At 69.6% G+C, this 18,869-nt stretch carries 15 protein-coding genes; 7 read left to right on the forward strand and 8 right to left on the reverse strand.

The features are described 5' to 3' along the window. Nucleotides 1-288: 288 nt before the first annotated feature. The 4 genes from QHF89_RS48195 to QHF89_RS48210 all read right to left on the reverse strand — a co-directional run bounded on the left by QHF89_RS48195 (nucleotide 289) and on the right by QHF89_RS48210 (nucleotide 3,726). Complete coding sequence (locus tag QHF89_RS48195) at nucleotides 289-828, reverse strand: RNA polymerase sigma factor (protein ID WP_136972327.1); 540 nt, start codon at nucleotides 826-828, stop codon at nucleotides 289-291. 450 nt (nucleotides 829-1,278) lie between these two features. After that, on the reverse strand, nucleotides 1,279-2,214 hold the full coding sequence (locus QHF89_RS50320) for a DUF7674 family protein (RefSeq protein WP_425440859.1): 936 nt from the start codon (nucleotides 2,212-2,214) through the stop codon (nucleotides 1,279-1,281). Between the two features lie 35 nt (nucleotides 2,215-2,249). Beyond that, nucleotides 2,250-2,882, reverse strand: a complete 633-nt coding sequence (locus tag QHF89_RS48205; protein WP_136972325.1) for a hypothetical protein — start codon at nucleotides 2,880-2,882, stop codon at nucleotides 2,250-2,252. Between the two features lie 145 nt (nucleotides 2,883-3,027). Next, on the reverse strand, nucleotides 3,028-3,726 hold the full coding sequence (locus tag QHF89_RS48210) for a hypothetical protein (RefSeq protein WP_136972324.1): 699 nt from the start codon (nucleotides 3,724-3,726) through the stop codon (nucleotides 3,028-3,030). A 142-nt stretch (nucleotides 3,727-3,868) separates the two neighbouring features. Between QHF89_RS48210 and QHF89_RS48215 the strand changes: the two genes are divergently transcribed. Continuing rightward, nucleotides 3,869-5,656 carry a hypothetical protein gene (locus QHF89_RS48215; RefSeq protein ID WP_136972323.1) on the forward strand — a complete coding sequence of 596 codons (1,788 nt, stop codon included), beginning with the start codon at nucleotides 3,869-3,871 and terminating at the stop codon, nucleotides 5,654-5,656. A gap of 6 nt (nucleotides 5,657-5,662) precedes the next feature. Here the strand turns inward: QHF89_RS48215 and QHF89_RS48220 are convergent, their stop codons facing one another. Then, nucleotides 5,663-6,391: a hypothetical protein gene (locus QHF89_RS48220; protein ID WP_284721940.1), complete on the reverse strand. Its 729-nt coding sequence runs from the start codon at nucleotides 6,389-6,391 to the stop codon at nucleotides 5,663-5,665. A 65-nt stretch (nucleotides 6,392-6,456) separates the two neighbouring features. Between QHF89_RS48220 and QHF89_RS48225 the strand changes: the two genes are divergently transcribed. The 5 genes from QHF89_RS48225 (at nucleotide 6,457) to QHF89_RS48245 (ending at nucleotide 15,670) form a co-directional block, all read left to right on the forward strand. Further along, entirely contained in the window at nucleotides 6,457-7,938 is a 1,482-nt protein-coding gene (locus tag QHF89_RS48225) for a serine/threonine-protein kinase (protein ID WP_284721941.1), read from the forward strand. A 151-nt stretch (nucleotides 7,939-8,089) separates the two neighbouring features. Further along, on the forward strand, nucleotides 8,090-10,990 hold the full coding sequence (locus QHF89_RS48230) for an MMPL family transporter (protein WP_136972320.1): 2,901 nt from the start codon (nucleotides 8,090-8,092) through the stop codon (nucleotides 10,988-10,990). Continuing rightward, a complete protein-coding gene (locus QHF89_RS48235) occupies nucleotides 10,987-11,742 on the forward strand; it encodes an outer membrane lipoprotein-sorting protein (RefSeq protein WP_136972319.1) in 756 nt (251 codons plus the stop codon). Before QHF89_RS48230 ends, QHF89_RS48235 begins: the two co-directional genes overlap by 4 nt. Before the next feature lie 100 nt (nucleotides 11,743-11,842). Next, complete coding sequence (locus QHF89_RS48240) at nucleotides 11,843-13,603, forward strand: DUF1302 domain-containing protein (RefSeq protein WP_136972318.1); 1,761 nt, start codon at nucleotides 11,843-11,845, stop codon at nucleotides 13,601-13,603. Nucleotides 13,604-13,762: 159 nt separating this feature from the next. Further along, nucleotides 13,763-15,670: a hypothetical protein gene (locus QHF89_RS48245; protein ID WP_284721942.1), complete on the forward strand. Its 1,908-nt coding sequence runs from the start codon at nucleotides 13,763-13,765 to the stop codon at nucleotides 15,668-15,670. A 19-nt stretch (nucleotides 15,671-15,689) separates the two neighbouring features. On the opposite strand, the gene QHF89_RS48250 is transcribed toward QHF89_RS48245, so the two are convergent. The 3 genes from QHF89_RS48250 to QHF89_RS48260 are packed head-to-tail and all read right to left on the reverse strand — an operon-like array spanning nucleotide 15,690 to nucleotide 17,742. Next, complete coding sequence (locus QHF89_RS48250; protein ID WP_136972317.1) at nucleotides 15,690-16,649, reverse strand: oxygenase MpaB family protein; 960 nt, start codon at nucleotides 16,647-16,649, stop codon at nucleotides 15,690-15,692. Between the two features lie 59 nt (nucleotides 16,650-16,708). Continuing rightward, complete coding sequence (locus QHF89_RS48255; RefSeq protein WP_136972316.1) at nucleotides 16,709-17,506, reverse strand: hypothetical protein; 798 nt, start codon at nucleotides 17,504-17,506, stop codon at nucleotides 16,709-16,711. Beyond that, nucleotides 17,503-17,742 (reverse strand): hypothetical protein, encoded by a 240-nt coding sequence (locus QHF89_RS48260; protein ID WP_136972315.1) that lies wholly within the window; start codon nucleotides 17,740-17,742, stop codon nucleotides 17,503-17,505. Before QHF89_RS48260 ends, QHF89_RS48255 begins: the two co-directional genes overlap by 4 nt. A gap of 88 nt (nucleotides 17,743-17,830) precedes the next feature. Here QHF89_RS48260 and QHF89_RS48265 point away from each other — a divergent pair. Then, on the forward strand, nucleotides 17,831-18,869 hold a 1,039-nt coding region (locus QHF89_RS48265), incomplete at its 3' end, for a serine/threonine-protein kinase (RefSeq protein ID WP_284721943.1).

Genomic DNA, 18,869 nt, shown 5'->3' on the forward strand with positions numbered 1-18,869 from the left:
ACGCCCATGATGCGCAGGTCGAGGATGACGTCCCGAATGCCGAACTGCGCGCGGAGCTTCGTCGCGGCCCTGCGCGCGGCTCGCTCCATCACGACAGCGCTGCCCAGCCCATCCGCGGCCGCCGTGATGGTGGATCCTCTCGGCCCGGGTGGGGTGCTACACGGTGGAAGATTGGCAGGGGAGGCTACGGCTTGCTGCGCGCAGGCGTCAAGGGTGGAAGGGGGCCGATGAGGAGGCAGGCGGGAGCTGGAGCGGGAGCGCAAGCGCGAGCGGGAGCGCAAGCGCGAGTCACGCGAGCGCGAGCGTCTTCAGGTGCTTCCGGGCGAGGTGCAGGCGGCTGTAGACTGTTTTCGCGTTGATGCCGAGCGAGGATGCAATTTCCGTAATCGATTGGCCTTCCAGGTACGGCAGCACCGCGGCGCGGAGGCGGGAGCTGAGCTTCGCCAGGAATCGCTTGAGTCGGAACATGCCGTACGTCGCCTGCAAGAGCGTGTCCGGCGACGTCCCGTCCTCCTGCTCGGGGAGACCCTCCGCAAAACCAACGAGGACCTCACGCTCGTAGCGAAGGCGCTTTCGGTAATTGCGGGCATGGTTGAGCCCGATCACCAAAAGCCACGGCCGGGCCTGCTCCGGCGTGACCAGGCACGAGAGGCGACGCCAGACCGTGAAGAAAATATCTTGGAGGACATCCTCCACGTCGCGGGGAGGGACGGCCTGGCCGAGAAGAAGGCGGCGCAGGAAAGCGCGGTGTTCGAGGTAAAGACGGCCGAGCAAGGCGTGCGACGCCGAAAAGTTTGCCGGCGGAGGATGGACGAGTATCGTGACCATTAGCTCATGGCTCCGGTTGTTGCGGTGTCGTGGGTCAGACGCCGGTCGGTGTTGCGAGCACCGGCTGGCGTCGCTTGTTTGTCCCACGGACCGGGGGAAAACTCAACGGTGAAAGTGGGGATTGGTTCGTCGCCGGAGATGCCACGATCCGCCGGGAATGGTGCGAGGGGTGTTGGAATGGGGGCCTTGATCCTGCCTCACCCCCAACCCCTCTCCCGTTCCGAGAAGGGCGAGGAAGGTTTCTTCTTACGAAGCGCGGCGCACCGCCCGGAGCCGCGCGGAGCGCGAAGCGCGAGCACGGCGAGGACGGCATGGCCTTGAAGAGGCCGAGCACGACGGTACGCTCGCCGTCCCCGAGCGGGATCCCCTACATCCCGTTCCCCCTCGCGCTTGCGCTTGCGCTTGCGCTCCCGCTCCCGCTCCCGCTCCCGCTCCCGCTTGCGCGCCCGCCTACGCCTTTCTCCGCCATGCATCGAGCGTGCGGATCCCGTCTCCCGTCCACCCTTCGATGAGGTCTGCCCATGCTTTGGCGGCATGCGGGCCGAGCTTTGCTTCGTATCGGTTGCCCGCTTCACCGGCTCGGTAGGCCCATCCTTGGACGGCCTCCATCAGCCCCACGACGACGAGATTCTGCGCTTCCCCATCCCCGTGGACGAGCACGTGCTCCATCGCATCGAACACGCCTTGCACCCAGGGCGCATTGCAACCACTCGTGCATGCGTACGCGTGCGTTCGTCCCATGTCGGCGATGCCTGGATAATCAAACCAGGATTCGTGCTTGCGCTCCGATACGAGCCTCTGGCGAAAGCGCGGCCAGACAGCCGCAAAGCAGGCGAGCGCGCCTCGGGCGCCCTGGGGATGAGGATCGAGCGTGGGCCTCTTCGGCCCGCGCGGCGGCTCTTTCTCCACACGCTCTGCGAGAGGGGCCGACAGGAGCGAGCGGTCGAGATGACCGTGCTCGGCTGCCCAGCGGAAGAGGGCGAAGCTCTTGCGCCGCGAGCGCCATCCTCGTTCGGGGGCCTCCGCTCCTATCGTCGCTTCCACGAGCGCCGCGCGCACGGCCGGGCCCAAGCCGGGATGGACGAGCGCGCAAGCAAATGCGTCATGCGCGTCATACACGCGGTTCGCTCGTGGGGCCCGAGGCGCATCCGTCGGATATGCGTTCTGCGCAGCGGCGAGCACCGAGGCCGCCGGGAAATACCCGCGAGACGATAACAAGAGCCGAGCGAGCTTCGCGGGAGGTCGCGGGAAAAGCCCGGGCCAGACAGGCGCACCAGGCGCCCCCTGGGCCCGACGCACGAGGAGGGGCACGTCCGCGTCGTCATGCGGCGGAAGAGGCCCTGGGGGAGGAAAAGTCGTCGCCGACAAGAAGGAAGAGAGATCCATCAAGGAGACCGATGCTCCGTCGGCGATGCCGTGATTCAACCGACGCAGATCCCGAAAGCGTTACACTGATGGTTCGCCCCGCAGGGCGCGCCCTCGGGCTTGTCCACCAGCAACGGCACGCCCCCCATGCAGAGGTCGTCCGTGCATGGATTGTTGTCGTTGGGAAGGTCGGTGTCGTCGGCCTGGCTTTTCGTGCCGCCCTGGCCGTCACAGAGGTCGACCTGGCAATTGCCCGTGATCTGCAACGAATGGGCGGTGCCTGCGGGGGTGAAGTCGACTCCGCATTGACCCATGAGGCATGTGCGCGTCTGGCAGAGCTCGTCGACGTCGGGGCAATCGGAGGGAGCGAGGCACTGGACGCAGGTGCCCATGCCGTCGCACCAAGAGCCAGAACCCGCGCACGGGGTGCCGGCCGGCGCGGGGTCGTGGACCGCCGACCCCTCCTCGCACGTGTCGATGGTGCAAGGATTGCCGTCGTCCACCGGCGTGCACGCGCCGCCGACGCCGCCAGCTCCCCCGGCGCCGCCGATGCCGCCCATTCCCCCGGCGCCACCGACACCGCCCATTCCCCCCGCGCCGCCAGGACCACCGCTCGGTGGAGGATCGTTCGAACATCCGAACAGGATGGTCATAAGCCCGAGGGTGACGACCACGGACGTGCGACGCATACCCGTATGTTTCATTGCGGCGCAAAGGCTACGAGCGCTGCAGTCGGCGTGTCAAGGCGTGGCTGGCGCGGTGGCCGGAGTGGACCTGGAGCGCCGAACGATTCGGCGCTCTCGGTCCTCGCCGGGGGACCCGCCTCCGCGCCGGTCAATACGTGGCCGGCACCTGCGGGAGCTGGCTGAGCCGCGAGGGGCTCTCGTCCGCGAGGTCGTCGAATACCTCCCGGATCAGCGGGACCTTGTCGACGCCCGCCAGCACCCCGAGCACCACGTGCTTGGCCGACGCGTACGCCCGTTGCCACGTGTTCCACGCCGTGGCGACGTCCGCCGTCATCGAGCGCCGCTCCGACCGGCCCGCGTGCACCTCGTCGTCGAACGCCGCGAGCGCAGCCCGCGCTTGCTCCACGCGCGCCGACCAGGACACGTGCTCGGGCAGCACGTCCTTCATCTTCTCGATCGCCTCACGCGCATGCTCGAGCCGCGTGATGAGCTTCGTCGGCGTGCGGCGCACGGCCGTGCTGAGCGATTCTCCCTGCAAGAGGCGCGACGTGATCATGAAGCCGTCGCGGCAAGCTTCGGCATCGTGGACCAGGCTCCGCAGCGTCTCGCGCGCGGCCTGGACCGCGTCGGGCGCGCCTTCGGCTGCGCGATGCAGGAAGAGCTCGGGGACACCCGCGCGGAGCAAGGCCGCTTCGAGCGACTCGCTGGCCGTGGCCACGCGGCTGGCCATGAGCCGGAGAGTCCCGTCGAGCTCGAGATCGAGCCCGAGCAAAAGCGTGTTGATCTGCGCCGCGGTGAAGCGGCCATAGGCGATGGCCTCGTACGGATCCATGCAGGGGTCGGTCATGGTCGACCTCTCGGTGCTGAATTTTGGGGGGCGAACCTTACTCCCATTACTGCCAAAAAAGGGCGGGCGTCAATCAGGGCGACGAGGCGCTCACCTCGTACCCCAGGAGATCGTATATCCTCTCGCAGACGAGCGATTGGCCGTGAGCGAAGACAAACCCGAGGGCGAAGCCACCCCAGCGCAAGCCGAAGCGAAACCCGAGGGCGGCGCGAACCGGCGGCGGAGGCTCGTGATCGGCGCGCTCGGCGCGCTCGGGCTCGCGCTCGCCGCGGCGGGCGTCTGGTTCGGGTTGCCGCGCCTCACGGCGGCGCGCGACGCGAAACGCGCGGGCGCGGCGCTCTTCCGTTGCCTCTTCGGCGAGCCGCCCGCCGCGCGCGAGACGCCGGACGAGCGGCTGCGGAGGATCCTGCTCACGGCCGTTTCGCTGCCCGATCCGGAGCGCCTCTCCACGACGGGCCCAGGATGGCCCGGTCGATGCGCCGCGCACGCCGAGGCGCTCGCGGACGCCGAGCGGCGCAGGGGTCGCGCGGCCTTCGCACCGCCGCCCGATCTCGCGGCGCGCGTGATCGAAAAGGCGCGGGACATGTATACCCGCACGGATCTCCCGCTCCCGTCGCTCTGGAGTCTGGTCGATCCGGACGGCGGGCCGAGCGAGGTGCCGCTGCCGCCTGCGCCCGCGTCGCCGGCCGACCTCGACGCGCCGAACCTCGCCGAGCGGATCGGGTTCGGCGATCACGCCGCAGACCTCGTCCCGGGACGAACCTTGCGGCTCGTGTTCCGCGGCGATCGGGGCGGTCCGCATGCGACGTGCCTGTTCCCCGCGGGCCTCGACGCCGCGTCGTGTGTGCCGCTCGCGCCGCGCGCCCGCCTGCCGCGGCCACACCTCTGGCCCGCGGCCGACGACGAGGGGCCCGGACTGATCGCCGATCGAAGCTCGGCGCGATCGACGTTTTACCGGGCGGACACGGGGCAGGTGTTCGGCGAGCCGTACCACGTGGTCGGCGGGTTCTCGACGGCGAAGGAGGTCGTGGGGGTCGTCGAGATGGAACTCGGCAAGCGCGGCGAGGAGCTCGCGCTCTGGCTCGATCGGAGCGAAGGCACGCGGCGGCTCGATCGCGTGCGCATCGATCCGCCGCCGCGGGTGCGCTTCTCCAGCGTGTTCGTGCTCGGCGACGCGCTCGCGTGGATCGAGCCGCGCGCGGGCAAACCGCACCTCTTGTTGCGGCGGCTCGGCGCCGTCAAAGGTCCGACGGGTCCGATCGAGGACGCCGGGGCGCTCCCGCACGACGCCGTGCACCTCGCCGCGTGCCGCGCGCCGAAGAGCCTCGTGCTCCTCGCGCGGGACGGCGCTTCGATGTGGATGACGCGCCGCCAGGATCGCGGCGGCTCTCCGCTCGTGCGCGCCGACGAGCTGCCGCGGCCCGCAGGCACGGTCGTGGTCTCCGAGATCGTCACGTGTGACGACGAGGCGGCGCAGGCGACGCTCGTGCTCCGCCGGGGCGACGGCGCGTCCGCGACCCACGAGGTGCGGCGCGCGTGGTGCAACAAGGACAGTTGCAAGCCGATCGTCCTGGCGCTCGAGGAGCTCTTCCGGGGTCGCGATCCGATGTCGCGCCCGGCGCCGCCGTCGAACGGCGAGAGCCCCGTGCTCGCGGCGTCCTTCGGCGACCGGCTGCTCGTCGTCTGGCGGACGCCGGACGCAGGCGTGCGCGCGCGGATCGCGACGCCCGCGTCGATCACGACCGCGCCCGACGTGGTGGTCTACGACGAGGCGAGCCAAGACGTGAACGGCGCGGGGCGGCTGCACGCGATGCGGCTCTTTCCGCGTGGAGACGCGGCCATCTTGCTCCTCCACGCGGTGAGCGGCATCAAGGCGATCCGCATCGGCGCGGACGGGACCGTCCGGCCGATCCAGAGCCCCCCCGGCTGAGCGTGATCAAGGCAGGCGCGTCACCGCTTTGGCGAGCAGCTTTTCGAGCCCCGCGTGATCACACACCGGGCCGACGGTCGTGTCGCCGAGCGTGATCTTGGGGTTGAAGATCTGGACGTCGAAGCGGCCCTTCACGACCTCGACGTTGAAGATCGGGTGCCCGCCCGCGCCCTTCTCCACGTAGCGGCGCGCGACGTCGCCGAGGCCTGAAATCGCCTCGATCCCGCTCACCTCGCCCTCGATGTCCTTGAAGCGGTCCTTGGCCTCGGCGTCACTCGCGTGACGCACGACGAGCAAGCTCAACGTGCCCGCATCCTTGCTGTTCCAACGACGGCTGCAGGTGGGCTCGGCGCCGATGTCCTCGGTCGGCTGCTTCGCGTCGGCCTCGACCTCGACGCCACACGCGGCCTTGATCTCCTCGGGCGTGAGGACGATGTCGCAGTCGAACGGCGGGTCGGGTGGCAGGGCCGGGGGCTCGACAGCCGCGGACGCGGAGGCGCTCGGCGCGGACGCGGGCGCGGCGCTCGCGCGGGGCGTGGGCGCGGGCGTGGGCTTCGGGGCCGGCGTGGCCTTGGGGCTCGCCGACGCGAGGGACGTAGGCGCGGGCTTTTCGTTCGCGGGCACCTGCGATGCACGGCCCTCCGGCGTGGGAGACGGCTCGTCGCGGCAGCCCGCGACGAGGACGAACGACACGAGGAGGGCGCCTTGGCCCGCGCGAGAGATCAGTGACGGCATGGGCGCCTACTCTAGAACGATTCTTCCCGGAGGACGTCGCCGGGGTGGTACGATGCCATCCACGCATGAAGGCCGGTGACCTGGTCGGCGGCAAGTACCGCCTCGCTCGTAGGCTCGGCCAGGGCGCGATGGGCGTCGTCTGGGAGGCCGTGCACGAGATGACCTCCCGCCGCGTCGCGGTGAAGCTCATCGTGAACGCGACGGACAACCTGCGGCGCCGCCTCCTGCGCGAGGCCCGCGCGGCCGGGCAGATCGCGCACCGGAACGTGGTCGAGGTCTACGACGTCGGCGAGACCGCGGACGAAGATCCCTTCCTCGTCATGCAGCTTCTTTCGGGCGACACGCTCTATGGCTGCGTGAAGCGCGACGGCAGCATGGATGTCGCGCGCGCCTTGCCCATCGCGCGGGACGTCGGCCGCGCGCTCACCGCCGCGCACGCGCAGGGGATCATCCATCGGGATCTCAAGCCCGCGAACGTCTTCCTGCACCACGAGGCGGGCGCCCCGGACGAGCTCGTGAAGGTGCTCGATTTCGGCCTCTGCAAGCCGATGGGCGCCGAGGAGATGCTCACCGTGCCCGGGGGCCTGCTCGGATCGCCCGCCTACATGAGCCCCGAGCAGATCGCCGGCGCGCCCGATCTCGACCCGCGCACGGACATCTGGTCGTACGGCGTGCTCATGTTCGAGCTCTTCGCGGGTCAGCGGCCGTTCGCGGGCCGCGGCCCGGATCTGATCCACGCGGTGCTCACGGCCCCGATCCCGCGGCTCCGTGAGGTCGTGCCCAGCATCGATCCGGCGATCGACGAGATCGTCGCCGGGTGCATCGTGCGCGACAAGCGGGCGCGCATCGCGTCGGCGGCCGAGATCGTCGCGCGGCTCGAACCGATCGTCGAGAGAATGCGGAGTGGTGGCGCGCAGGCGTCTTCGGACGACGGCGACGAGGGCGGGCTCGCGGTCACGATGGTGTATCGGCCGGGGATGACCGGGCCGCCGCCCTCGACGTCGTCGCCGGCGAGCCACAAGGTGGCGAAGACGATCCCGCTCGCGGCGTTCACGGGAAACCCGATGCCAGGCGCGCCGCCTCCAATGAAGGAGATGCCGGGGCCGCCGCCCTCGTATCCGCAGGGCGTACCGCCTTCGCAGCCCGAGCCGCAGATAAACGTCCCACGGAGCGCCATGCCGAGCGGCTGGTCCGGCGGACCGCCGGTGGGAGCGCCGCCGCAAGCCGCGCCGCTCGGTATGGCGAGCCCGCAAGGAACGATGCCGCTCCAGGGTTTGCCCGAGGCGCAAAGGGCGGCGTGGGGCGGGCCGAATCCGCAGGCGCCGCCGCAGCCGAACTGGCAGGCCATGACCGGTCAGAATCAGGCCGCCATGCCCTATCCGCCCGCGCCACCGGCGGCGCCCGAACGACGCTGGATCGGCTTCGTGATCCTCGCGATCGGCGTCCTCGCGCTCGTGGGCGTGCTGGCGGTCATCGGTTTGTTCGCGCGGCGCTCGCCTGCGCCGTCTGCGCCCCAGGCGCCCTCGGCCGCACCGGCATCCCGCTGACACTTGCATTGCGATAGCAGCGCGAGAACACCGCATTGCATCCACCACGCGGCGCGCCTTCGATGGGCACGTCCTGGGCGTCTGCGCGCTTGACATCGCCCTTTGGCTTCGGTTTGCTCCGCGGCCGTCCCGAAGTCAGGAACTCCTCTGCATGCAAGCTTTCGCACAATTCATCGTTCGTCGAACGACGGCGTGGGCCATCGTCCTCGTGGTCCTCTTGCTCTCGCTGGCGAGCTTGTTTTTTGCGTCTCGGGTCGATCGCGACGACGACGTGCTTTCGTTCCTGCCGCGTGAAAACCCGGAGGTGGGCGTCTTCTACGACGTGAGCAAGCGATTCGGCAGCCTCGACATCGCGCTCGTCGGAATCAGCACGGACGACGCGCTCGCGCCCGAATTCCTCACGCGCCTTCGGGACCTGACGAAACGTCTGAACGAGACGGACGGCGTCGGCTACGCGATGACGCTGACGAACATGGACGATTTCGTGGCGGATCCGCAGAAGGGCGGCATCACGAACGATTACCTCGTCGGCAAGATCCCCGAGACGCCCGAGGAGCGGGCGGCGCTGCGCGAGAAGGTGCTTTCGCTGGATCACGTGGTCGGAAACCTGATCTCGGCGGACGGAAAGTCCGCGCTCCTTTATTGCTTCGCCGCCCACGGGGCGGATCAGAAGGTGCTCGCGCAAAAGGTCCGCGCGGCGGTGGAGGAGGCATTTCCGCGCGAGGCGAAGTTCTGGGGCGGCGCGCCGTTCATCTCGACGTACATCTACGGCGTCACGCAGGACGACATGCGGCGGCTCGCGCCCTGGGCGGTGCTCGTCATCGTGCTGATCACGGTGCTCTCGTTCCGCGACGTCATCGGGGCCGGGCTCGCGCTCCTCTCGACGGCGCTCGCCATCGTGATGTCGCTCGGGCTCATGGGCGCGCTCGGCGTCCCCGTCGACGTCATCCTCGGCTCGCTCCCCGTCATTCTGTTCGCCCTGGGCAGCGCCTATGCCGTCCACATCCTGAGCCGTTATTATGCCCTCGCGCACGAGCACGACCGCGAGACGGCCCTCGTGCGGACGCTCTGCGAGATGGGCCCGCCCGTCCTCGCGAGCGGCCTCATGACCGTGGCCGGCCTCCTGTCGTTCCTGCTGATGGATATCGCGCCGCTCCGGACCTTCGGGGTGTTCGCGGCCGTCGGAATCCTCATCACGCTCGCGCTCTCGCTCACGTTCGTGCCGGCCGTGGCTTACCTCGTGAAGCTCAAAGGGAGGCCGGCGGCGAAGGGCGGCGTGGCCCGCCTGCACGCGTGGCTTTGCACGCTGCCGCAGCGGCGGCGTGCCCTCGTCGGCGCGGCCGTCGGCGCGCTCGCGCTCGGGAGCGCGCTCTTCGTCGGCAAGATCGAGAGCCGCATGGATAACGCGGCGTTTTTCTCGAAGAATAGCCCGCCCGACCAGGCCGAGGCCTTCCTGCGCGACGGCTTCGGCGGCTCGCTCTTCGTGCAGATCCAGGTCGAGGGCGACATGACCGATCCGGTCGTCCTCCGCGAGATCCAGGCCCTCGCCGACCGCCTCGTGGTCCTGCCGCACGTGAGCTCGGTGAACCACGTGGGCGCGGTGGTGGCGCAGATCAACGAGGCGATGGAAGGTGATCGGCGCATCCCGGACACCGCGGCCAAGGTGAAGCTGCTCTACGGCTTCCTCGAAGGCAAAAAGGCGGTCACGCAGCTCGTCACGGACGACCGGAAAAAGGCGCTCCTGCAGGTCAAGCTCGACACGAGCGTCGCGTCCGAGACCGAGCCGGTCCTCGAAACGATTCGCGAGGTCGCGGGCAAGGCCATCACGACGACGTACACGGTGGCCGAGGCGAAGGGGGCCCGGAAGGACGAGGTCGCGGCGCGCGTGCGCTCCCTCGCCGCCGCCCGCATGCGCGCGGTCGGGAAGGCCTTTGGCGCCCCCATGCCCGAGCAGGCGGATCTCGAGGCGCGCCTCGCGACGCCGGCGAAGGCCGACGCGTCGGAGGCCACGCGCGCCGCGCTCACGCGGTTCCTCGGCTCGGAGGAGTGCAGCGTGGAGCTCGAAGGGGCCACGACGATCGACAAGGTGGCGCGCGCGCTGACGGCGCTCGGAGCTCGGCCCGACGAGACGAAGCTCGCGGAGGTGATCGCGGTCGCCCTCGACAAACCCGTGGGGGACACGCTCGTCACGGATCTCGCGGACACGGTCGATCGTCCGCTGGAGGAGATCTGGCGGCGGAGCGAGGCGATGGCCCGGGCGAAGCAGCTCGCCGTCGAAGCGAAGATCGCGGCGCCGGCGGGCGCGAAGGGAGAACGGTTTTACGCGGCGATCGCGGCGGCGTGGATGGATCTCGACGTACCGGCCCTCGCGCTCCCGCCGGCGGCGGGGGCCGAGCCGTCCGCGTCGGGCGAGCAAAAGCTCGCGGTCGCGGTGACGGGCCTGCCCGTGATGCACGCAGGCCTGTCACGGAGCGTCGCGTCAAACCATTGGAAGAGCCTGTTCTTCGCGCTCGGCTTCGTGCTGCTGCTGATGGTCGGGCTCTTCCGGTCGTTCTGGAGCGGCCTGCTCGGCGTGCTTCCCATCATGCTGACGATGGCGGTCATTTATGGCGGCATGGGGGTGCTCGGCGTCCCCCTCGACATCGGGACGTCGATGCTTCCGAGCTTGATCATCGGGGCGGGCGTGGACTATGCGGTACACTTGATGGTCGCCTGGAACGCCTCGGAGAAGTCCTCGCTCGCGGAGGCGGCCACGACGGCCGCGCGGCGGGCCGGGCCGGCGATCTGGATGAGCGCGTGGATGGTGGCGGCCGGCTTTTTCGTGCTCACGCTCGGCGAGGCGCGGCCCCTGAAGAACGTCGGGGGCCTGACCGCGGCAGCCATGGTGGCGGCCGCCCTGGCCACGATGCTGGTGATCCCGCTCTTCGCCCGCAAAACGCGCTACTACGGCGACGGGACTAGAATACCGAGCGCCGCACCTGCGTCCGATGCGTCGGACGCCGTTCTCGACACGAGCACGAGCCCTTCCCTGAACGAACGAGGTTCGAGATGAGTACAGCTTTCCGTGGTTGGCTTTCCGCCTCTGCTCCCCTCCTCGCGGCCCTGCTCTGGGCCGGGCATGCGGGCGCCGACGCCCCGGGCGACAAGGCCCTGAAGGCGATGGAAGAGGCGATGAACCGCGCGAAGACCCAGTACTACGAGTACGAGGTCGTCAACAAAGAGCCCGGCAAAGACGAGAAGAAGATGGGGCTCAAGGTCTACATCAAGGGCGAGAAGCGCCTGACCGAGTTCACCGCGCCCGCCGACATGAAGGGGACCAAGGTCCTCATCCTCTCGCCCACGCAGATGTACGTGTATCTCCCGGCGTTCGGGAAGATCCGGCGGATCGCCAGCCACGTGACCGATCAAGGCTTCATGGGGCTCGCCTTCAGCCAGGACGACCTCGCGACGCAGGCGTACGCGGCCTTCTACGACGCGCAGCTCGCCGCGGACGCGGGCGCGGAGCAGACGCTCGTGGCGACGGCGAAGGCGGGCCAGACGGTCCCCAACGGCAAGATCGAGTTCAAGATCGTGAAGGACAAGAACCTGCCGTCGGAGATCAAGTACTTCAACACGGCCGGCAAGCACGTGAAGACCGAGACGCGCACGACCTACGACTGTCAGGGTAATGTCTGCAGCCCGCAGGAGCTCAAGATGGTCGACCACACGAAGGGCGGCCACTGGACGAAGATGGTGCGCAAGGCGTGGAAGGTGAACGAGGAGATGAGCGACGACCTCTTCTCGAAGCGCAGCCTCGAAAAGTAGATTTCGCCTCCCCCGAGATAGATGTAGATACGCGCGCCGCCCCTCCCGCTCGACGGGACGGGCGGCGCGACGTTTTTCAGGACCCGAGGTCAAAAGAAGCATGTACCGCCATGTTCGTCGGGGCAGCGCGACCGTCTGCGCCCTCGCCCTCCTGCTCGGCACAGCGACGAGCGCCCACGCCGACGATGAGCTCGAGCTCGACTGGAGCGGCCGCATCCAGAGCGATCTGCGCTTCCGCATGCAGCCCGTGGGCGTGGGCGAATGGTATTCGCGGCAGGAGCTGCCGGCGGGCGTCGAGCGCAACTGGAATACGCTCGGCCTGAAGCTCGAAGCGAATTACGGGCGGTTCCACGGCGTCGCGGCGGTCGATTTCGTGTGGAGCGGGGTTCCCGAGCGAATGACGGCCATCGGCGACCTCTCGCGGGTCGAGAAGGCCGAGCCGTACCGCCTCGAAGCGCGCTCGATCTACATGGAGGCCGAGGGGATCTTCGTGAAGGGGCTCGATCTGCGCATCGGCCAGCAGGTGGTCTCCTGGGGCGTCGGGGATCAGTTCAACCCGACGAACAACTTGAACCCCGACGATCTGCGGGATCCGCTGCTCTTCGGCCGGCAGGTCGCCAATTTCATGGTGAAGGCCGATTACTGGATCAACGAGGACTGGTCGATCTCCGGCGTGCTCGTGCCGCTCTTCAAGCCCGCGATGCTGCCGCTCTCGGGCTCGCTCGCGGTGGCGCAGCTCGACCGATTGCCGTTCGTCTCGGATTCGCTGCGGCAGCGCGTGGTCGCCGAGCAGGCCGCGGCACAGACGCTCTTCGGCCATCCGACGATCATCGGCAACGTGACGCCCGTGCTGCCCGAGCCGACGTTCGACAACATGCAGGTCGCCTACCGGATCGCGGGCACGATCAAGGAGCACGACGTCGCGCTCTCGTATTACAACGGCCGCACGGATTTCCCGCAGCCACGGAGCAACCACACCCGCCAGGCGCTCGGTCGGCGCTGCAACCCGAGTGATACGAACGATTGCGTCGAAGGGCTCTTGCTCACGGACGTGACGCTCGAGTATCCGCGGATGCACGTCTACGGGCTGAACGTGACGGGCGAGGTGAACCCGTTCTCGTGGATCTCGGAGGAGATCAACGGGCTCGGATATCGCTTCGAAGGCGCGCTCGTGGTGCCGCAGAGCCAGTCGATCCGGCTGACGAACGACGCGCTCGCGCTGGGGATCCCGCAGGCCGCCGGCGAATACGATTACGACGGCGATGGGCAGCCCGGCGGCCCCGGCGGGCGGGAGCCGCTCGTCGTGGACAACACGCCGTTCTTGAAATGGGTGCTCGGCCTCGATTACACGTTCGGTGAGCACGTGTACGTGAACGCGATGTGGGTGCACGGGCTCGTGGACGAGTACGGCGCGGGCGACTGGATCAAGGAAGGGTATACGGTCCGGCAGAGCGGCGTGATCGAGGGGTCGAACGTGCTCGCGTGCGCGCTCTCGAAGAACGGCCAGACATGCTCGCGAGAGATCCTGCGGCCGCGGCTCGGCGATTACGTGGTGCTGGGCGCCGACTTCAAGTTCGCGAACCAGGCGGGCATGTTCCGGCTGTTCACGATCCTCGACGCGACGCCGCTCGTGGAGGACACGTGGGACGACGAGCAAGGGAAACGCGTGCAGAGGAAGATCTCGCCGCTCAGCGCCGAGGGGTTCTCGATGGTGATCTTCCCGGAGCTCGATTACAACTTCGGCAATGGGCTGGAGCTCGCGGCCGGGGCCCTGCTCCAGCTCGGCAAGCCCTACACGAAGTTCGGCTCCCCGGAGACGGGCGGGTCGACGGTGTTCACCCGCGCGAAATACAGCTTCTAGTCCCGAGGGGGACGCCTCGCGTCCCCCTCTCGGCCAGGCGAAGCCCGGCCGATTCACCCCCCGAGGGAGCTCGCTTCGCGATCTCCCCTAGAGCATCGTTCGCCCGAACGATGCTCTAGGTTATTGCTCCCTGGCTTTCCGCCGCGGTAAGTGTCGGCCATGCTGCGGCCTTGGGCCTTCTTCCTGCTCGCGGCGCTCGCCGGTTGTGGCGAGCCCGGTGGGCGCGCCTCGCCCCTCACAGCAGCCCGCGGGCTCGCCGGGACGGCGCTGCCCGTGGCCTCGGCCGCGGCGTTCGTCCCGACGAACGATCCGCCTCCGGTGATCGATTCGTGCACGGACGCGCCCGCGTTCGCGATCTTCGTCTCGCCGCGCAAGCCACGCCCCGGGCAGCCGCTGCGGATCCTCGCGGTCGCCGATGAAGCAAGCGAAGGTGCGCTCGTCGTTCAGGACGGGAGCGGAAAAACGGTCGTCCGCGCGGACGAGCGGCGCGGCGCAGGGCCGTACTTCTGGAGCACGACCGTGCCCGCGCCCGCGGCGGGGACGCTGCGCGTGGTGCTCGCCGAGGCGCAGGCGGCGCGCGCGTGCAAGGACGTGACGATCGACGACGCGGAGGAGCCGCCGCGGGCCGCGCGCGGGATGTGGCCGATCTCCGGGGCATGGGGGAAGGCGACGGAGAACCTGTACGCGGCGTGGATCGAGGCGCTCTTCGATGCGCCGCTCGGCGAGCCGCTCACGTTCCCGGCGCTGCACGAGGCGCTCCGGGATCCGAAGCGGAATTTGCTGCACGACCACCTCGGCCGCGGCGAGGACGATGCCGGGCCCGACGCGCCGGTGCTCGATCCGGACTGCGCGGATCTGCCCTACGCGCTCAGGGCTTATTTTGCGTTCAAAATGGGGCTTCCGTTCGCGTACTCGTCGTGCACGCGCGGCGGCGGGGGGCGCGCGCCGTTCTGCAAGCGGCCGCGGACGAGCCTCGAATGGCCGCGGCACGCGCGCACGGATCCGATGGCGGGCTTCGCGGAGTTCGTGCGCACGACGCTGGCGGACACGGTGCACTCGGGGACGGGTCGAACCGCAGGCGACGACGACGAGACCGATTTTTATCCCGTTCGTCTCGACGAAGGATCCCTCCGGCCGGGGACGATCTACGCGGATCCGTACGGGCACGTGCTCGTCGTGGTGAAACGCGTGCCCCAGACGAGCGAGCGGGCGGGGATGCTGCTCGCGGTGGACGGGCAGCCGGATGGGACGGTGGCGCGGCGTCGGTACTGGCGGGGGAACTTTCTCTTCGCGCTCGATCCTTCGCTCGGCGGCCCAGGCTTCAAGCGGTTCCGTCCGCTCGTGGTGGAGCGCGGGGCGCTGCGCGCGCTCTCGAACCAGGAGATCGCCGCGCACCCGGATCACGGCGATCACGCGATGGAGCAGTACGAGCACGGCGTGGAGGGGTTTTACGATCGGGTCGACGACGTGCTCTCGCCGCTGCCGCTCGATCCGACACGCGCGCTGATCGAGACGATCGACGCGCTGGAAGAGCAGGTGAAGGGGCGCGTCGTGTCCGTGGAGAACGGGCGAAAATACCGGCAAGACGGCGGCAAATCGGTGGAGATGCCCGACGAGGCGAGCATCTTCCAGACGGTGGGCCCGTGGGAGGATTTCTCCACGCCGTCGCGCGATCTGCGCTTGCTCGTGGCGATCGACGTGGCCCGCGCGCTGCCGGCGCGCGTCGAGCGGAGGCCGGAGCGATACGCGATGCCGTCGGGGAAGACAGCGGCAGAGGTGCGCGCGGAGCTCGACGCGACGCTCACGCGCGAGCTCGAAGCGCGGCGTTTTTCGTACGTGCGGAGTGACGGGGCGTCGTTTTCGCTTTCGCTCGCGGACGTGGTTTCGCGGGCCGAGTCGCTGGAGGTTGGATACAACCCGAACGACTGCCCCGAGGTGCGCTGGGGCGCGAAGGAAGGCACGGACGAGGCGTCGACGTGCAAGATGCGGGCGCCGTGGAAGCAGCTCTCGCGCATGCGCAAGGTGCGCGCGTGGTTCAAGGAGCGGCGGCGGCCGGCGCGGGGGTAGAGCTGCGTCCCCCTCGGGACTAAAGCACGGCGGCGCGGCTCATGCGCAGCAGGAGCTTGAGCAGGAAGGGGCGGCCGGTGTCGGGCTCGCGGACGTAGGCGTCGCCGGACGCGAGGCGACGCTCGGCCGCGGTGTAGGCGGGGACGTGGCGGAGCCGGGCGGGGATGCGGGGATAGGCGCGGCGAATCGCGAGGATCGAGGTGTCGACGCGCGCCTGCTCGCGAGGCCCGAACGAGAAGCCAAACCCTTCCCGCAGCGGCTCGGGCAGGAGCGACGCCGTCACCAGGGTGTACCAGCGCCAGGCGAGGCCGAGCGCGGGGTGCGGCGGCGCGAGGAGGTAATCCGCGAGCTCGCGCGCGGGCGGTGTGACGACGATCGCGCCCGAGCGGACCGTGTCGTCGAAGGAGCGCTCGAACGCGGCGAAGGACGGCGGCAGGTCGCCCTCTTCGAGCCCGAAGAGGAGCGCGAAGCGCCGCGACTCGGCGTAATACTCGTCCTTCTCGTGCTCTTCGAGCGGATCGATGACGAGCTCGTAGGCGCGCACCGCGTTGATGATCAAGGTCGTGAAGACCCAGCGCAGCGCGCCCTTGTTGTTCGCCTGGTAACGCGCGCCCGCGGACCACGATCCGGCCGGTAAGGGCATCACGCCGGTCACGCGCTCGTGGATCGCGTGGACGGCCCGCGCCGAGCGGAGGGCGCGATCGAGCGGGCCGAAGATCATCGCGTAGACGTTCTCGAAGGTGCGCAGGAAGCGGCCGAAGGTGTCCTCGCGCGTGACCGAATGCTCGGCGACGCCGTGCGCGACGAAGGGATGCGCGAGCTGCTGGAGCGCGGCCGCGCCGCCGGCGAGGAAGACGACACCTTCGCGCGCGATGTGCCAGGTCCGGCTCGTGGGGCCGAACAGGCCCACGCGTGGCTCGACGACCGAGCCCTTCACGAGGTCGAGGCAACGCTCGAGATCTGCCCTCGTCACCGTCATGAGTACCCTCCCCCACGTGATGCGGCCGGAGGCGGGCGGACGCTAGTATTTTCCGAGGGCTACCGTCGGTCTTCGAAAGGCTTGCAGCCGATGGCCGCCCCGGTCGCTCGCGCCTCCGTTCGCGCTGTATCGAGCGCCTCGGTGAGCCGCTTGCGGTTCACCGGCGGGAGGGAGGTGTCGGCGAGATCGGACCGGAGCCGCGCGGCGAGCTCGAGCTGGAGATCGTAGGTCTTCTGCAGCTCGCGCGCGTGCTGATCCCGATCCTTGCCCCGCGCGCTCTCCGCCCTCGTCTTGCCGAGCGCGATCTCCGTGAAGAGCGCGGAGGTGTCGCGCGGCGGATGGTAGACGTAGAGGCCCTGGCACCGATCGGCGCGCGGCCCGATGAGCACGTGCGCTTGCCGGCCTCCGGCGCGCTTGCGACGCTCGTCCTGATCGCCGAGGAACGCGAACTTGTAGTTGCGCACCGAGACCCCGACGACGGAGCTGTAGCCGGGCCCGTCGGCGTCCGCCTGGCTCGGCAGCTCGATCCCGACGAAGGCCTTCTCCAGGCACGCGCGGAACGGGCCGGTGTCTCGCTCGCTTCGGCTCTCGCCCGTCGGATCGAGCGCGGTGACGCGCGCGCTCTCGATGACCTCCGAGCCCGAGATTTCGAGGTCGATCGTGGCCATGTACTCGCCCTGGAAGCCGGACGCCTCGTACTCCTGCTCCCAGCACGCCACGACGGGCCGGAGGTGCCCCGGCGTCGCCGCGGCGACGAACTCCGCCGCGAGCTTCTGCGGCGAGGCGCAGCCGAGGAGACCGCTCACGAGTGCAACAGACGCAGCCAGGAAGGGGGTGCGCGCGAGCACGCGGCTCACGGGGCACGCCCTTCCTTCTTCGCGCCGCCGCCTTCCGCGAGAATCGTGCTTTGGATGACGCCGTAGTCGGGGTACTGCCGGGTCGCCTCGCGAACGCCGATGTAGCGGATCGTTGTGGCCGCGTTGCGATCGTCGTAATGCTTGGCCATGTCGAGCTCGCGCTGGCACCCGAGCAGGGCAAGCGAAAGAAGCCACGTGGGCCATGTCGACCGAGGCAAGCGACCACGCAGGCCCATGACGCGGCGACCGTAGCAGATTTTCCCACGAGCGAACGAGCGTCGTCGTAGACGACGGGTCGCTCCGGCAACTAGGCTGAGGACTCCGGTGGAAACGCTTGCGGATCGGATTGCACGTGACGGCCCGTTGAACGAGCTCGACGCCGTCGGCTGGACCATCCGGCTCACGAAGAAGCTCGAGGCGCTGCATTCGCGCGGGCAGGCGCACGGCGGCGTGTCGCCCGCGGCCGTCAAGACGGCGGCCGTGTCGCGCACCTCGCTCGGGATGCTCGTCGCAGGTCCCTCCGCGCCGAACCGAGCCGACTTCCACTCGCCGGAGCGGGTCCTCAAAGGGACGAAGGCGCTCGCCGACGACACGTGGGCCGCCGCCGCGACGCTCTACACGCTCCTCACGGGCGCGAGCCCCTTCCAGGCGAGCGACGAGGACGGCATCCGGCAGAAGATCGTCTCGACGTCCCCCGCGCCGCTCTCGTCGTTCGACGTCGGCGACGATGATCTGCAGCACATCCTCGATGCCGCGTTCGAGCGCGATGCGAGCCGCCGCGCCTCGACGATCACCGCGCTCCGGCAAGCGCTCGAGTCGTGGCACCCGGATTCGACGGTGAAGGATCTGCCCGCGCTCGCCGACGATCAGCCGGAGGACGACGACGAGGACGACGCACGCACGGTGATGCGGCAGATGCCCGCGATGCAGGCCGTGGCGCGCGCGGCGATGGCGAAGCGCGAGGCGGGCCCGGCGTCGTCCCCGCGCGCTTCCGCGCAGACGGTGCCCAACATGCCGGCGGTCACCGCGCTCGCGGCCGCGACGGTGCCCGGCGCGCCGCTGCCGAGGGCGCACGATCTCCTGGAAGACGACGACGAAAACGCGAAGACGTCGCTCATGAAGGTGCCGATGGTGCCGGGGCGAAAGTCGGCGCCCTCCGGGGCGAACCTCGCGCCCGCCGTGGCCGCCGGACCGGCCTCCACGAGGGGGCCCGCGTCGGCCGGCGTGCGTCCGGTCGTACCGCAGCCAGGCCCGGCATTCGGCATGATGGGTCGCGCGGCCGGAGGCCCCGCTGCGCGTGCGGCCGTGCGCCCGGCCGCCGGCGTGCGCCCCGTGCAGCCCGCCGCGCCGGCCGCGGCCCCCA

Source organism: Polyangium sorediatum (assembly GCF_029946465.1).
In the GTDB taxonomy this organism is placed as follows: Bacteria; Myxococcota_A; Polyangia; order Polyangiales; family Polyangiaceae; genus Polyangium; species Polyangium fumosum.

Coding starts and splice junctions, on each gene's coding strand:
- QHF89_RS48195 (WP_136972327.1), bottom strand. CDS start 828: ATGGTCACGATACTCGTCCATCCTCCGCCGGCAAACTTTTCGGCGTCG.
- QHF89_RS50320 (WP_425440859.1), bottom strand. CDS start 2,214: ATGGATCTCTCTTCCTTCTTGTCGGCGACGACTTTTCCTCCCCCAGGG.
- QHF89_RS48205 (WP_136972325.1), bottom strand. CDS start 2,882: ATGCGTCGCACGTCCGTGGTCGTCACCCTCGGGCTTATGACCATCCTG.
- QHF89_RS48210 (WP_136972324.1), bottom strand. CDS start 3,726: ATGACCGACCCCTGCATGGATCCGTACGAGGCCATCGCCTATGGCCGC.
- QHF89_RS48220 (WP_284721940.1), bottom strand. CDS start 6,391: ATGCCGTCACTGATCTCTCGCGCGGGCCAAGGCGCCCTCCTCGTGTCG.
- QHF89_RS48225 (WP_284721941.1), top strand. CDS start 6,457: ATGAAGGCCGGTGACCTGGTCGGCGGCAAGTACCGCCTCGCTCGTAGG.
- QHF89_RS48230 (WP_136972320.1), top strand. CDS start 8,090: ATGCAAGCTTTCGCACAATTCATCGTTCGTCGAACGACGGCGTGGGCC.
- QHF89_RS48235 (WP_136972319.1), top strand. CDS start 10,987: ATGAGTACAGCTTTCCGTGGTTGGCTTTCCGCCTCTGCTCCCCTCCTC.
- QHF89_RS48240 (WP_136972318.1), top strand. CDS start 11,843: ATGTACCGCCATGTTCGTCGGGGCAGCGCGACCGTCTGCGCCCTCGCC.
- QHF89_RS48245 (WP_284721942.1), top strand. CDS start 13,763: ATGCTGCGGCCTTGGGCCTTCTTCCTGCTCGCGGCGCTCGCCGGTTGT.
- QHF89_RS48250 (WP_136972317.1), bottom strand. CDS start 16,649: ATGACGGTGACGAGGGCAGATCTCGAGCGTTGCCTCGACCTCGTGAAG.
- QHF89_RS48260 (WP_136972315.1), bottom strand. CDS start 17,742: ATGGGCCTGCGTGGTCGCTTGCCTCGGTCGACATGGCCCACGTGGCTT.